This is a genomic window from Halomonas sp. McH1-25 (genome assembly GCF_022348165.1).
Taxonomy (GTDB): Bacteria; Pseudomonadota; Gammaproteobacteria; order Pseudomonadales; family Halomonadaceae; genus Modicisalibacter.
In genome coordinates, this window is record NZ_JAKRFI010000001.1 from 595,916 (window position 1) to 610,313 (window position 14,398).

Annotated in this window: 15 protein-coding genes and 2 tRNA genes; 6 read left to right on the forward strand and 11 right to left on the reverse strand. The window is 60.1% G+C overall.

What is annotated here, in order from left to right:
- From MHM84_RS02945 to MHM84_RS02975, 7 genes are all read right to left on the reverse strand, one after another.
- On the reverse strand, positions 1-1,089 hold the full coding sequence (locus MHM84_RS02945) for an ABC transporter ATP-binding protein (protein WP_239262255.1): 1,089 nt from the start codon (positions 1,087-1,089) through the stop codon (positions 1-3).
- Positions 1,090-1,437: 348 nt separating this feature from the next.
- Entirely contained in the window at positions 1,438-2,067 is a 630-nt protein-coding gene (gene upp, locus MHM84_RS02950) for a uracil phosphoribosyltransferase (RefSeq protein ID WP_239262257.1), read from the reverse strand.
- 94 nt (positions 2,068-2,161) lie between these two features.
- Entirely contained in the window at positions 2,162-2,860 is a 699-nt protein-coding gene (gene ung, locus MHM84_RS02955) for a uracil-DNA glycosylase (protein WP_239262259.1), read from the reverse strand.
- Positions 2,861-2,876: 16 nt separating this feature from the next.
- Positions 2,877-3,365, reverse strand: a complete 489-nt coding sequence (gene gpt, locus MHM84_RS02960) for a xanthine phosphoribosyltransferase (RefSeq protein WP_239262261.1) — start codon at positions 3,363-3,365, stop codon at positions 2,877-2,879.
- Positions 3,366-3,392: 27 nt separating this feature from the next.
- Positions 3,393-3,941 carry an adenine phosphoribosyltransferase gene (locus MHM84_RS02965; protein WP_239262264.1) on the reverse strand — a complete coding sequence of 183 codons (549 nt, stop codon included), beginning with the start codon at positions 3,939-3,941 and terminating at the stop codon, positions 3,393-3,395.
- Positions 3,942-3,949: 8 nt separating this feature from the next.
- Positions 3,950-5,254, reverse strand: a complete 1,305-nt coding sequence (locus MHM84_RS02970; RefSeq protein WP_239262266.1) for an NCS2 family permease — start codon at positions 5,252-5,254, stop codon at positions 3,950-3,952.
- Between the two features lie 176 nt (positions 5,255-5,430).
- Positions 5,431-6,051 carry a riboflavin synthase subunit alpha gene (locus MHM84_RS02975; RefSeq protein ID WP_239262268.1) on the reverse strand — a complete coding sequence of 207 codons (621 nt, stop codon included), beginning with the start codon at positions 6,049-6,051 and terminating at the stop codon, positions 5,431-5,433.
- A gap of 454 nt (positions 6,052-6,505) precedes the next feature.
- Here MHM84_RS02975 and MHM84_RS02980 point away from each other — a divergent pair, with 454 nt between their 5' ends.
- The 4 genes from MHM84_RS02980 to MHM84_RS02995 all read left to right on the forward strand — a co-directional run bounded on the left by MHM84_RS02980 (position 6,506) and on the right by MHM84_RS02995 (position 9,634).
- A complete protein-coding gene (locus tag MHM84_RS02980; protein ID WP_239262270.1) occupies positions 6,506-7,549 on the forward strand; it encodes a methionine ABC transporter ATP-binding protein in 1,044 nt (347 codons plus the stop codon).
- Positions 7,530-8,183: a methionine ABC transporter permease gene (locus MHM84_RS02985; RefSeq protein ID WP_239262272.1), complete on the forward strand. Its 654-nt coding sequence runs from the start codon at positions 7,530-7,532 to the stop codon at positions 8,181-8,183. The genes MHM84_RS02980 and MHM84_RS02985 overlap by 20 nt, the downstream gene beginning before the upstream one ends.
- A 73-nt stretch (positions 8,184-8,256) precedes the next feature.
- On the forward strand, positions 8,257-9,087 hold the full coding sequence (locus MHM84_RS02990) for a MetQ/NlpA family ABC transporter substrate-binding protein (RefSeq protein WP_239262274.1): 831 nt from the start codon (positions 8,257-8,259) through the stop codon (positions 9,085-9,087).
- Between the two features lie 79 nt (positions 9,088-9,166).
- The gene (locus tag MHM84_RS02995) at positions 9,167-9,634 is read left to right on the forward strand and encodes a GAF domain-containing protein (RefSeq protein ID WP_239262276.1); all 468 of its coding nucleotides are present in this window, start codon (positions 9,167-9,169) and stop codon (positions 9,632-9,634) included.
- Positions 9,635-9,680: 46 nt separating this feature from the next.
- Here MHM84_RS02995 and MHM84_RS03000 read toward each other — a convergent pair.
- Positions 9,681-9,757: transfer RNA gene (locus MHM84_RS03000), tRNA-Val, on the reverse strand.
- A gap of 17 nt (positions 9,758-9,774) precedes the next feature.
- A tRNA-Val gene (locus MHM84_RS03005) sits at positions 9,775-9,851 on the reverse strand.
- A 211-nt stretch (positions 9,852-10,062) separates the two neighbouring features.
- On the opposite strand from MHM84_RS03005, the gene MHM84_RS03010 reads away from it, so the two are divergent.
- Complete coding sequence (locus MHM84_RS03010) at positions 10,063-11,133, forward strand: endonuclease/exonuclease/phosphatase family protein (protein WP_239262278.1); 1,071 nt, start codon at positions 10,063-10,065, stop codon at positions 11,131-11,133.
- Between the two features lie 33 nt (positions 11,134-11,166).
- On the opposite strand, the gene MHM84_RS03015 is transcribed toward MHM84_RS03010, so the two are convergent.
- The gene (locus tag MHM84_RS03015) at positions 11,167-12,546 is read right to left on the reverse strand and encodes a class II fumarate hydratase (RefSeq protein ID WP_239262280.1); all 1,380 of its coding nucleotides are present in this window, start codon (positions 12,544-12,546) and stop codon (positions 11,167-11,169) included.
- Positions 12,547-12,756: 210 nt separating this feature from the next.
- Between MHM84_RS03015 and MHM84_RS03020 the strand changes: the two genes are divergently transcribed.
- Positions 12,757-13,287: a carboxypeptidase-like regulatory domain-containing protein gene (locus MHM84_RS03020; RefSeq protein ID WP_239262282.1), complete on the forward strand. Its 531-nt coding sequence runs from the start codon at positions 12,757-12,759 to the stop codon at positions 13,285-13,287.
- Here MHM84_RS03020 and MHM84_RS03025 read toward each other — a convergent pair.
- On the reverse strand, positions 13,271-14,248 hold the full coding sequence (locus MHM84_RS03025) for an alpha/beta hydrolase (protein ID WP_239262285.1): 978 nt from the start codon (positions 14,246-14,248) through the stop codon (positions 13,271-13,273). The two genes, MHM84_RS03020 and MHM84_RS03025, sit on opposite strands and share 17 nt — an antisense overlap.
- Positions 14,249-14,398: the final 150 nt, after the last annotated feature.

Sequence of the window (14,398 nt, forward strand, 5' to 3'; positions counted from 1 at the left end):
TCACAGGCCTCCCAGATGCGTCGGAATATGCACTACGGCCCCATGCCGATCGAAGGCGTACACCTTGTGCGTCGTAAAGTAGAGCGTGATGGGTGCGCCAACCCTGAAGTCATGCACGCCTGCAAGGTGCACCGATAAATGAAAGAGGTCGTTATGCACGTGCAGGAAAGTCTCGGAGCCACTGATTTCCGCCATGTCGACGACCATCTGGACGGCAATATCGTCTTCGGCACGTGGACGCAGGGAAATATGCGAGGCTCGCACCCCGAAGCGATATTCTCCCGGCGGCAAGGAGCGCAGGTCCTCGTTGAGCGCGAAGTGCAAGCGACTGTCGAACGTCACTTCAGCGCCTGAAACGATGCCATGGAGAATATTGATGGGCGGCTCGGAAAACATTTCTGCCGTCAGGATATCGCGCGGCCGGTGATAGACATCTTCGGTACGGCCATACTGCAGCACGCGCCCCTCGTGCAGTACGGCCGTGTTACCGCCCAGCGCCAGGGCTTCGGCTGGCTCGGTCGTCGCGTATATGGCAATGCAGTTGCGTGCACTGAAGACGGCGCGCAATTCTTCGCGAAACTCCTCGCGTAATTTGTAATCGAGATTGACCAGCGGTTCGTCGAAGAGAACGATATCCGCATCTTTCACCAGTGCACGGCCCATGGCGGTGCGTTGCTGCTGCCCACCGGAGAGTTCCAGCGGCAGGCGGTCCAGGAAGGGATCGATATGCAGCATTTCGGCAATCTCCCGAACGCGCCGATCGATTTCACCACGACCGACCTTGGCCAGCCGAAGAGGAGACGCAATATTGTCGTAAACGCTGAGGCCGGGATAATTGATGAACTGCTGGTAAACCATGGAGACGTTGCGCTTGCGTACCGACACGCCCGTCACGTCCTGGCCGTTCATCACGACCCGTCCTCGTGTCGGGGAATCCAAACCTGCCATGAGGCGCATGAGCGAGGTTTTACCCGAGAGCGTTCGGCCTAGCAGCACATTGAACGAGCCGGGCTCCAGCGCCAGGCTTATATCGTCGATGTGGGTTTCCCCGCCGACAACGCGATGGAGATTTTCGAGGATCAAGGACATACTGTGCTCGGTTGTTCGTTGTTATCGAGGTATTCGTAAACGGCTAGTTTGAACACTAGCCGAGATTCGAATACAAACACAAATGAACACAACCGAAAATGCACGACAAGACGCAAGAATTCGCCTTAAAACGAACACTTTCCTTTGATTAATAAAGGAAATTAGCGCTTATTAGACTTTTGACCAAGATCGAAAGAGCGCCAAAGAGATGGGTTCTCAATGAGAGAAATGTTCGATATTGGTCATTTCCGAACATAAGCCAGGACTAATCCTGTAGATTGTCCTGGCAGGACAAGCCAAAGCGAAGCGGCTGACCGAAGAGCCAGCCCGCCGAGGAAACGACGTTATTCAGCGCGTCCCGAATATCTTGTCCCCTGCATCACCCAGCCCCGGCACGATATAGCCCTTCTCGTCGAGTCGCTCGTCGATGGCAGCGGTATAGATTTCCACTTCGGGGTGCGCCTCTTGTACGCGGCGGATGCCTTCCGGTGCCGCGACCAGCACGATCACTTTCATTTGCGGGCAGCCACGCTTCTTGAGCATATCAAGCGTCGCGACCATCGAACCGCCCGTGGCCAGCATCGGATCGATGACGATAGCCAGGCGCTCTTCTATGTCGTTGGTGAACTTCTCGAAGTACGGGACCGGTTCCAGGGTTTCTTCGTTGCGATATAGACCCACCACACTGATACGCGCACTGGGGATCAGGTCGGTCACACCATCCAGCATGCCCAGACCGGCACGCAGGATTGGCACGATGGTGACCTTCTTGCCCTTGAGGTGCTCCACGTCGATGGGCAGGCCGCTCCATCCCTGGATCGTCACCGGCTCCACTTCCAAAGCCTTGGTCGCTTCGTAGGTCAGCAGCTTGGCGACTTCGCCGGCGAGCTCACGAAAGCTCTTGGTGCTGATATCGGCAGCACGCATCAGGCCCAGCTTGTGCTTGACCAGCGGATGATCGATAGCGTGTACGCTCATGGCGAGGAATCCCTTGCAAGGCAGTGGTAAGGAGGGAGGGGCGCGGGCCCTAGGTTGTGCGCATTTTATCGCGACCGGCCGCGCGGGTTAAGTGTCAATCTTGGCCGGCGCCAGGCACGGCAGGCAATTGCCAGTCGATCGGGCCGCGACCTTTGGCTTCGAGAAAATCGTTGGCTTTGGAGAAGTGTCGTTGCCCGAAGAACCCCCGATGGGCGGACAGCGGCGACGGGTGCGGCGCGTGGAGCACCAGGTGACGGTTGCGGTCCACGAATGATGCCTTCTTCTGGGCATAGCTGCCCCACAGCAGGAAGACCACATTGACGCAATGCTCGTTGATGACCTGAATGGCCCGATCGGTGAACGTTTCCCAGCCTCGGTTACGATGCGCGCCGGCATTGCCTTGCTCGACGGTCAGCACACTATTGAGCAGTAGCACGCCCTGACGGGCCCAACTTTCGAGAAAGCCGTGATCGACCGGTGTGAAGCCGACGTCCTGCGCCAGCTCCTTGTAGATGTTCTGCAGTGACGGGGGCGTCGGCACCCCGGGGCGAACCGAGAAGCACAGCCCATGGGCCTGGCCAGGACCGTGATACGGATCCTGACCGAGAATCACGACCCGCACCTGGTCCAAGGGCGTCAGCTCGAAAGCCCGAAACCAATTCGTCGAATGCGGATAGATAACCTTGCGTGCCTGTTTTTCCGCTGCCAGAAAGGCTCTCAGCGACTGCATGTAGGGCGCCTCGAACTCGGCGCCCAGATAATCATCCCAGCTTGCGGGCAAAGGCGATGCCATGCTGTGTCCTCGGATTCTAGCGCTCCTGGCCGCGCACTTGATCGACCAAGGGTTCCACATAGGCAATGCCCATGTCCCAGGGGAACTGGATCCAGCAATCCTGAGCCACCTCGGTGAGACATTGATCGACCAACGGTCGCCCCTCCGGCTTGGCATAGACAGTGACGAAATGCGCCCTGGGCAGCATCTCGCGAACGGCGCGTGCCGTCTTGCCGGTATCGACGAGGTCGTCGACCAGCAACCAGCCCTCACCGTCGTGGTCGACGCCTTTCATGATATCCAGGCCGCCTTGCTCCATGTGGTCGTAGCTCTTGATGCAGACCGTGTCGATCAGGCGCACGTTGAGTTCGCGAGCGATCAATGCGGCCGGAATCAGGCCACCGCGGGTAACCGCCACGATGCCCTTGAAATCCCGCTCGATGAGTTGGTGACACAAGGCACGCACATCGCGATGCAACTGATCCCAGGAAACGGTGAAATGCTGGTGGTAACGGTTGGCGGTCATGTTCGAAATCTCTGCTGATACGGCGACTCAGTCGTCGTCTTCCAGGAAGGAGCACACGGCGAAGACGCTATGCCCTTCTTCACGAATCTTCTGCGAGCCCCCGAGTTCGGGGAGGTCGATGATTGCCGCCGTCTCGACCACCTGACCGCCGCTGCGCTGGATCAGCTTGGCCGCTGCCAGCATGGTGCCACCCGTGGCGATCAGATCGTCCATCACCAGGATACGGTCGCCCTCGCGGAAGGCGTCGGAGTGCAGTTCCACGGTGGCTTCGCCGTACTCCAGGGTGTAGGTCTCGCTGATGGTCTTGAACGGCAGCTTGCCCTTCTTGCGAACCGGCACGAAGCTGCAACCCAGCTCATAAGCGAGCGGAGCGCCGATAATGAACCCACGCGCATCGATGGCGGCAATCGCATCGAGGTCCATGTCCTGGTAGCGATGCACGAAGCTATCGATCAGCTTGCGAAAGGCCGAGCGGTTCTGCAATACGGGCGTGATATCCCGAAAATTGACGCCCGGCTGCGGCCAGTCGGGTACGGTGCGTATTACGGACTTGATGTAGTCGCCGTAGATGCTCATGGACTTCCTCAGTCAAGGAACAGGAATTTCAAGGCAAAGAGGATCGCCAGTACGGTGACGGCCGGGCTAAGCTCCTTGAAGCGCCCCGACAATGTCTTGATGGCGGCGTAGCTGATGAACCCCAGTGCAATGCCATTGGCAATCGAGTAGGTCAACGGCATGGACAGCGCCGCCACCAGGACCGGTGCCGCCTCGGTGACATCGTCCCAGTCGGCGCGTGCCAGGCTGCCACACATCAATACCGCGACATAAAGCAGCGCGCCGGCCGTGGCATAGACCGGGATCGATCCCGCCAGGGGCGCAAAGAACAGGCTAATCAGGAACAGCACGGCAACCACCACCGCCGTCAGCCCCGTACGACCGCCGGCCGTGATACCCGAAGCACTTTCAATATAGCTGGTGGTCGATGAGGTCCCCAGCAGCGCCCCGGTCATGGTCGCGGTACTGTCGGCCATCAACGCCCTGTTGAGACGCGGCAGCTTGCCCTCCTTGTCGAGCAGTCCTCCGCGCTGGGCCACGCCCACCAGGGTGCCGGCAGTATCGAAGAGATCGACGAACAGAAAGGCGAACACCACGCTGATCATGCTGATATCCAGCGCGCCGGCGAGATCGAGCTCGAGAAAGACCGGGGCGATCGAAGGCGGCGTCGACACGATACCGGCGAAATCACTATGACCGAGCAGGATGGAAATGACCGTCACGCCCAGAATGCCGATCATCACGGCACCCATCACACGCAAATGGGCCAGAGCGGCGATGACGAAGAAACCGCCCAAGGTGTACAACGCAGCAGGCTGCGCGATGTCGCCAATGGTAAGCAGCGTGGCGGGATGGTCGACGACGATGCCCGCATTCTGCAGGGCAATGATGGCCAGGAACAGGCCGATACCTGCAGCGATCCCCAATCTCAACGAAATGGGGATCGAATTGATGATCCACTCGCGGATGCGGAAGATGCTCAACAACAGGAAAATGACCCCCGACAGGAACACGGCTCCCAACGCAGCTTCCCAGGTATAGCCCATCCCCAGCACGACACCGAAGGTGAAGAATGCGTTGAGCCCCATGCCCGGTGCCATGGCAATCGGATAGTTAGCCAGCAATCCCATGATCAGACAGCCGATGGCCGCTGCGAGACAGGTAGCGACGAACACCGCGCCCGTGTCCATGCCTGCCTGACCCAGTACGCTCGGGTTGACGAAAATGATGTAGGCCATCGTCAGGAACGTGGTGATCCCAGCGATGATTTCGGTGCGGATCGAAGTCTGATGTTCGTCCAGCTTGAAGAAGTTATTCAGTTGTCGTTTTAGCATGTAGGGGCCTGCGTACCTGGAACGGAATCCTTGGGGTGCGGGAAAAGCCGCCCATGGTACCCAATGACATCTCGCAACGCGAGACAGCATGGAGCGGCGGCGGCAGTGGCCGGTTATTTATAAGCAAGCTCAGTGACAGAAGCTACATGCCGTCCCAACGCAATCTGGCGAGACGGTCAACGCAGTGTGTCGTTGCGAGACGCCAGAACGCGCTCCACCGTCTCGACGATTGCCTGGGTCTGCGGGTCGATCTCGATGTTGACGCGATCCCCGGGAAGGCGATCGCTCAGGGTAGTCCGCGCCAAGGTTTCGGGAATCAGGTTGACGCAGAAACGCGCACCTTGGACATCGCCGATAGTCAGGCTGATGCCATCGATCCCGATGTAGCCTTTTTCGAAGAGAAAACGCGCGTAGGCGACGGGCAGCTCGAACCACAGACGACGATTGTCGGGTGCCTCGTCGATCTCGGTCAGTTCGGCCATGCAGATGATGTGCCCGGACATGGCATGCCCGCCGATTTCGTCACCGAAACGCGCAGCCCGCTCGACGTTCACGTGGTCGCCTATCTCCAGGTCGCCCAGGTTGGTCAAACGCAGGGTTTCACGCATCAGATCGAAACTGACCCGATCTCCCTCGATGCGTGTCACGGTAAGGCAGCAGCCGTTGTGCGCTACCGACGCCCCGATCTCGAGCCCCTTACGCATATCGTCGCTCATGCTGAGGACATGGCTGCGAAAATCGTTCCGCTCCTCGACCGCCACCAGCTCGGCCGTGCCTTGCACTATTCCGGTAAACATCGTGCGCTCTCCCCTCGCTAGGGCCGCCAGTCTAGTCAAATTAACGCAGAGCCGTCCACGCTTGGCGCATGACAAGAATAGCGAGGCAGGGATAATTGCTGCTCATGAGGCATATGGCCATAATATTTTCTGCGCAAAAACGGCACTCCTTCGCACATCTTCCATAGCGATTGACACGTCCCGCCTCACTCCCTACACTCTTGCGCACATTATTTAGGCGCCGATTTGTACCCGGATTGCGGGCGCCTCCGGAGCCTCGTGTTCCGGAAAGTGCAGCTAAAAGGGTGTGTCCAGCGTTGATGGCCACCCACCAGGGTGGCCTTTTTTTTCGCGAGCCCGCTACCCTCCTGCTGTCGAGCATGACCTTGCCCGCGCACGACGACTCCGCCCGTCCCCAACCGGACAGGCCTTGCCGTCATCGGTTGTTCCTCAGCGCCGCGATTCGACCAGGACCATGATCACACTCGAGAACATTTCCAAGACTTATGGCAGCGGCCCGCAGGCGATCCATGCCCTCAAGCCGACCGACCTGCACGTGGCGCAGGGGGAGATCTACGGCGTCATCGGCCTATCGGGGGCCGGCAAGTCGACACTGATCCGTTGCGTCAATCTGCTCGAGCGCCCCACCACCGGCCGCGTCATCGTCGATGGACAGGAACTCACCCAGCTCGACGGACAACAACTCAACCACGCGCGCCATCGCATCGGCATGATCTTCCAGCACTTCAACCTGCTGGCCTCACGTACGGTTTTCGACAACGTCTCCCTGCCCCTGGAGTTGATGGATGTGGCCAAAGGCGAGATACGCGAACGGGTCCAGCCCTTACTGGACCTCACCGGATTGAGCGACAAGCACGACAAGTACCCGGCCGAACTTTCGGGCGGGCAGAAACAGCGTGTCGCCATCGCCCGCGCCCTGGCCAGTCGCCCCAAGGTGCTGCTCTGCGACGAGGCGACGTCGGCGCTCGACCCCCAGACCACGCAATCGATCCTCGAACTGCTGAAGGACATCAATCGCAAGCTCGGCCTGACCATTCTGCTGATCACCCATGAGATGGAAGTGGTCAAATCGATCTGCCACAAGGTCGGCCTGATCTCCGGCGGCAAGTTGGTCGAGGAGGCCGAGGTCGGCGATTTCTTCACCGCGCCGCGAACGCACCTGGGCCGCGAATTCCTCAATGCCTTTCTGGAACTCGACCCACCACAGGCTCTGGTCGACCGCATGGAAGCCAAGGCCGGCCCGAATACCCATCCCGTGGTGCGCCTGGCCTTTACCGGCGATGCGGTATCCACCCCGCTGATTTCCCGCCTGGCCCGCGACTGCAATATCGATGTGAGCATTCTCGAAGCCAAGGTCGAGTCGATTCAGGAGCGCACCTTGGGTCTGATGATCGCCGAACTGATCGGTCCCCAGGAAAAGACGCAACAGGCACTCGCCTACCTCAAGTCACATGACCTGCAAGTGGAGGTGCTTGGCCATGTCCAGCGCAATGCTTGAGCTGATCCTGATGGCGACTCTCGACACCCTCTATATGGTGGGGATCTCGGGTCTCGTCGCCGCCGCCCTCGGCGTACCATTGGGTGTTCTGCTGTATGTGACCCGCCCCGGACAGATCCTGGCCAGACCGGCGCTGAACACGGTGCTGGGCGTAGTGACCAATGTCGGGCGCTCGATTCCGTTCATCATTTTGATGGTAGCGATCATTCCGTTCACTCGCGTGATCGTCGGCAGCTCGATCGGCACCAACGCCGCCATCGTGCCACTGACCATTGCGGCGATTCCTTTCGTGGCACGCCTGGTCGAGGGGGCGCTCAACGAGGTTCCACCCGGCCTGGTCGAAGCCGCCCAATCCATGGGGGCCACGCCTTATCAGATCATTACCAAGGTACTGCTGCCGGAAGCGCGCGGCGGCATCATCACCGGACTGACGATCACCGTGGTCACCCTAGTGAGCTATTCGGCCATGGCCGGCGCCGTGGGCGGCGGAGGCCTGGGCGACTTGGGCATTCGCTACGGCTACAACCGCTTCAACCCCGTCGTCATGCTGATCACCGTCGCCATTCTGGTCGTCATGGTCCAAGGCTTTCAGAGTCTCGGCGACGCTCTGGTTCGCAAGGCGGATCACAAATAGCGCGTTACGACGTGAAACACCGGCCCACCCCCACCCGGAGGTGGGCTATCCATCCTCTGTAAGGAGATACTCAATGATGCCATCCCTGTCGCACCGTTTCGGTCCCACCCGCCTGCTAGGCGTAGCGGCTCTGCTCGGCAGTGTTCTTCTCGCCGGCTGCGGCGGCAATGACGATACCGAATCTTCCTCGATCAAAGTCGGTACCGTAGCCGGTCCCGAGACCGAGGTGATGCAGGTCGCCAAGCGCCTGGCCAAGGAGAATTACGATCTGGATGTCGAAATCGTCGAGTTCACCGATTACGTCTCGCCCAATGCCGCCCTGGCCGACGGCAGCCTGGACGCCAACGCCTATCAGCACGAACCCTACATGCGCAGCATGGTCGAGGATCGCGGCTACGACTTCGCCATTGCCGGACGCACCTTCGTCTATCCGATCGGCGCTTACTCCGAGCAGTACGACAGCATCGAGGCCTTGCCCGATGGTGCCACTATCGCCCTGCCCAACGACCCGTCCAACGAAGGTCGCGCCCTGATCCTGATGCACAACGAGGGCCTGATCGAGCTCGAGGATCCGACCAACCTCGAGGCTACACCGATCGACATTGCCGAGAATCCGCACGACTTCGAGTTCCGCGAGATCGAGGCTGCCCAATTGCCGCGCGTACTGCCGGACGTCGACATGGCGTTCATCAACAACACCTTCGCCCAGCCGGCCGGCCTGAGCCTGGACGACGCCTTGATCCGCGAAGGTCCGGAATCGCCCTACGTGAACCTGATCGTGGTGCGCCAGGGCGATGAAGACCGCGAGGCAATTCAACAGCTCGTCGAGGCCTACCAGAGCGAAGAAGTCGCCGCCAAGGCACAGGAACTGTTCAAGGGCGCAGCCGTGCCGGGCTGGGAGTAAGCCGGTTCAGTTGGACGCCATACGTCGAGGCCAGCGATGCGCTGGCCTTTTTCATGCTTTGCGACTCAAGGACAATGCCGTGACAGATTACGCACTATTGGCTCGCCAGCTCAGGGCGCTGCTCGATAGCCAAGATTGGCTGACCAACGCCGCCCAGACCTGCGCCTTTCTAATGCAGGAGCTCGACGATCTCAACTGGGTGGGTTTCTATCTTCACCGTCAGCCGGAGATGCTGATACTCGGCCCATTCCAAGGCAAGCCGGCCTGCAACCCGATTCCCTTCAGCAAGGGTGTGTGTGGGGCCGCCGCACGCACACGACAGACCCAGCGCATCGAGGACGTTCACGCCGTAGCCGATCACATCGCCTGCGACGCTGCTTCGCGCTCGGAACTGGTCGTCCCCATCGTGATCGACGACAGGGTCTGGGGCGTACTCGATCTGGACAGTCCGCGTCAGGCGCGGTTCAGCGAGCATGATCGGCAGGGCATCGAACGGCTGGTCGAGGCCTTTGTCGAAGCCAGCGATCTTTCTCGCCTGGCCGACTGACCTGAAACGAAAATGCCCCAAGGGAAGACCCTCGGGGCATGCAATCTGGTAGGACCAAGCGGATTTGAACCGCTGACCTCCACGATGTCAACGTGGCGCTCTAACCAACTGAGCTATGGTCCTGCAATATGATGGCCTGCTGGTAGGACCGAGCGGATTTGAACCGCTGACCTCCACGATGTCAACGTGGCGCTCTAACCAACTGAGCTACGGTCCTGCAGGTGCGTTGTGCGATCACCTCGCGGCAACGGATGCGTATTTTACGTATTTCCTGCCCGATTGCAAGCCAGTGTGCGAAAAAGTCGAGAACGATCAACCAGATCGTCTGCTTTTTGTCGCCCTCGCGCAACGGATAGATGATTCGTCTTGAAACGAATGGCACCATTGACGCAACGCAACGTTATTTTCGCCTTATCCAGGAGGCAGCAATGCTCGATATCGGACTGGGCATCGTCGCTGCGGCTCTGTTGGTCGCAACGCTCGTTCCCTTCCTAAACATACGCCACTGGTGGGTACGCGGGTTCGACTTTCCTCGTTTGCAGCTAGCCTCGCTGGCTGCCATCACTGGTGCCACGCAATGGCTATGGGGCACTGCCGACTGGCGTTGGTGGTCGATTGCCGCCTGCATCGCCGTGGCCTTCATCCAGGCGGCACATATCCTGCCTTGGACACCGCTATGGCCGAAGCCGGTCAGGACCGCGACCAGCAACAAGGAAATGCGCTACCTGACGATACTGGTTTCCAACGTCCTGACACCCAACCGCAACTCCCAGGGCCTGCTCGAACAGATTCACGAACATCACCCGGAAGTCGTACTGACTCTGGAATCCGACGATTGGTGGGGAGAACAGCTCGAAGCCTCCCTGGGTGAAGAATGGCCACATAGCGTCCGTATCCCTCTCGACAACCTCTATGGCATGCATCTCTACTCACGGATTCCGCTCGAAGAGACCGAAGTCAAATGGTTGATCCAAAGCGATATTCCGTCGATACATACCTGGCTACGCATGCCGTGCGGTGCACGCATCCGCTTTCATGCCTTGCATCCGCGCCCTCCTGCACCCAGCGAGAGCGAGCAATCCCTGTGGCGCGATGCCGAACTGCTTCTGGTCGGCAGGGGCATCCATCGCCATGAACAGCCAACGCTACTGGCGGGCGATCTCAACGACGTCGCCTGGTCGCGCACTACACGGCGTTTCTGTCGGGTCAGCGGCATGCTCGATCCGCGCCGCGGCCGCGGCATGTTCAGTACCTTCCATGCCAGTTACCCGCTGATTCGCTGGCCGCTGGATCACATCTTCATCAGCGAACATTTCACGCTGGTCAATATGCAGCGCCTGAAAGCCTTCGGCTCGGATCACTTCCCGATCATCGCCATGCTATGCTATCGGCCGGCACGCGCCGATGAGAACGATACGCCCGAAGCAGATCGTGAGGAGCGAAAAGACGCTGCCGAAACCATCGAAGAGGCTCGGCAACAGGGTGATGGCGAGGCCTAAGCGCCTCGCCGCCAGGGGAGGAACGTCACGACGTTATTCGGGGATGCCGCCCTGAGTTAGCTGGGCCGGATCGAGCAGGCGTTCGAGCTCCTCCCGGCCAAGGTCGGTTTCTTCTTCGGCAACGTCCAGAATCGGCCGCCCCGCCTGATAGGCTTTCTTGGCGATGGCTGCAGCCGCGTTATAACCGATGACCGAATTCAGCGCCGTCACCAGAATCGGGTTGCGTGATAGCGGTGCATCGATATTGTCGCGACGCACGTTGAAGGTGGCAATGGCACGATCGGCCAGCAAGCGACTGGTATTGGTCAATAGCGTGATCGACGTCAGCAGATTATTGGCGATCAGCGGCAGCATCACATTGAGCTGGAAATTGCCACTCTGCCCCGCCACAGTCACTGCACTGTCGAGCCCAATGACCTGCGCCGCGACCTGAGCAGCGGATTCCGGAATCACGGGGTTGACCTTGCCCGGCATGATCGAACTGCCCGGCTGCAGGGCTTCGAGTTCGATCTCGCCCAGACCGGCCAGTGGGCCCGAGTTCATCCAGCGCAGATCGTTGCTGATCTTCATTACGGCACACGCATAGGTGCGCAGATGACCGGACAACTCGACGGCGGCATCCTGCGAGCCCAGACTGGCGAAGAAACTGTCATTGGGTCGCAGCTCGAGTCCGGTCTGGGATCCCAGCGCCTTGGCCATGCGTTCGGCGAACTCGGGATGCGCGTTGATGCCGGTACCGACCGCCGTGCCCCCTTGCGCCAACCGCCCCAGGCGCTGCTGACCGCCTTTGAGACGCTCGATGGCCTGACCGACCTGGCTTGCCCATGCTCCCAATTCCTGGCTCATGCGCACCGGCATGGCATCCATCAGGTGGGTACGCCCGGTCTTGACGACCCCGTCGAGTTCATCGGCCTTGCGCTCGATAGTGGCCTTCAGGTATTCCATGGCTGGCAGCAGTCGTTCCTTGACCTCCAGCGCAGCGGACAGATGAATGGCCGTGGGAATCACGTCGTTGCTCGACTGCCCCATGTTGACGTGATCGTTAGGGCCGACCTCGACCCCGCCTTTCGACGCGAGATGGGCAATCACCTCGTTGACGTTCATGTTGCTCGAGGTACCCGAGCCGGTCTGGAACACGTCGATGGGAAACTGATCCGCGTGCTGGCCATCCACCAACTGCCGAGCGGCTTCGACGATGGCCTTGGCTCGTGCATCGTCCAGCAGCCCGAGGTCACGGTTGACCTCGGCAGCCGCCAGCTTGATGCGCGCGATGGCCCGAATGAAAGCTGGCGGCATGGCTTGTCCGCTGACCGGAAAATTGTTGACGGCACGCTGTGTCTGGGCCCCGTAAAGCGCCTTGGCTGGGACTTCCAGTTCACCCATGCTGTCGCGTTCGATACGTGTGTCGCTCATAGCACTCTCCTGTCCTTTGTATCAGCGGTTGGTCGGCAAGGACTGCGTAGCCACCGGCAGCCGTTACACCATCATGATTCGCGACATCGCTTGCAAGCGGGCGAAACGCATCGCAACCATAGCGCGGGCTTATCGGTTGCCGTTTCAGCCAGTCTTTGTAGACTGCTTCAGAAGATAGTCTCCGTGCCGCAAGCCACAAGGAAGCGTGTAATGAAACGATGGATATCTGCCGCCCTGATCGGCAGCCTGCTCGCTGGATGTCAATTCGTCGGCACCGACCGCGACACCGCCCCTCCCGACGTCGAGGATCTCGGCGCGCCGGCGCCGGGCGTTCCCGAACGCGCCGAGCGTCAGGTTCCCTTTCCCGAGAACGAATACGCCAAGCTAGAAAAAAATGGCAACGCCGCGATCACCGGTCAACTCTTCGTCACCACGCCTTCGGGACAAACCGTTTATGGCGCGAACGAAACCGTCTCGGTCGCCCCGGCAACGACCTATACGGCCGAGGCTGCCGAAGCTGCACTGGCCGGCAAAGTGCTGGAGAAGCCCGATCCCCGCGCTCAGGAATACACCCATTACGCCAAGACCGATGAGCGCGGTTACTTCGAGGTCACCGGCCTGCCTTCCGGGGTCTTCTACGTTGCCGGGCGGGTCTCGGGCCCCGGCGGCAAGCGCCATGTCATTATCGATCAGGTCCGCCTGAGCTCGGGAGAAACGGCCAAGATTACTCTTGATCGCTGACGCGATCGTGCCTTGGCAACGCCTCGGCCATGCGCCGAATGAAGGCAGCGCAGGCATCGGGACACATGACCGGCAGCATGTGTCCCTCGCCGGACAGATGTTCCAGCGCCAGTGAAGGAATGCACGCTGCCATGGCCGTACCGTGCAGTTCGGGATCCAGCACCTCGTCAGCGTCACCAAACAGGATCCCCACTGGCAGGTGCAATTCGGCGTAGCGCTCGACCATGGCCGGCATGGGATCGTTGAGCTGGCTCAACTCGAGGCTCAGCGTCGAAAAGCTCTCCGGTCGCAGTCCCAACAGTGCCCCGCCCCGCACCATGAAGTCCTTGGGTGGTAACTGCGGCGCGAAGACGCGGCGTAATGTCCGACTGGCCCACACGATCGATAGCGGTGTGGCAAACGTCCAGGCCAGGCTGTTGCGCAGCCATGGGGAGCGAATGGCGATCGGTCGCAGCTCGCCAGGGACAGGCTGCGGGTGTGTCAGCGGGGCCAGCAGCGCCAACCCACCGACGAGTTCGGGATAATCGAGCGCAAGATGCAAGGCCAAGGCGCCTCCCAGGGAATGACCGACCACGAGAGGGCGCTCTAGGCGTTCTTCTCGGATCAGTGCCGCCACGCAACGGGCCTGAAGCGCCAGATCCGCCACTTCCTCACCGTGCCAGGACGAATATCCCATGCCAGGCCGATCCACCGCCACGACATGGAAATCATCGGCAAGGCGATCGACCAACGCATAGGTAAAATGACGCAGCTGTCCGCCAATACCGTGAAGCAATATCACGGGCCTACCTTGCCCCTTTTCCACCACATGCAGGCGAATCCCCGGCAAGTCGATGAACCTGCCAGCAGGAGGGATAGCGGCTTCCACTCGTCTGGCGATCCACACCGTCAGGCCCCACGCGAGCAACGTCACGAGCGCGATGCCCCCGATAGCGAACCCGATGGCCTTGAACATGGACATGGCGTCCCCAACGCAAAAGACAACGATATTGCCGAACAGCATAGCCAACCAGAAGCGATTACCTGAAGACGGCTGGATCGATGGCCACTGACTGAATCGCAGGGCTGGCAGAGTGCGGCCATAGGCGATACCTTCTGGCAACCGGCGCGC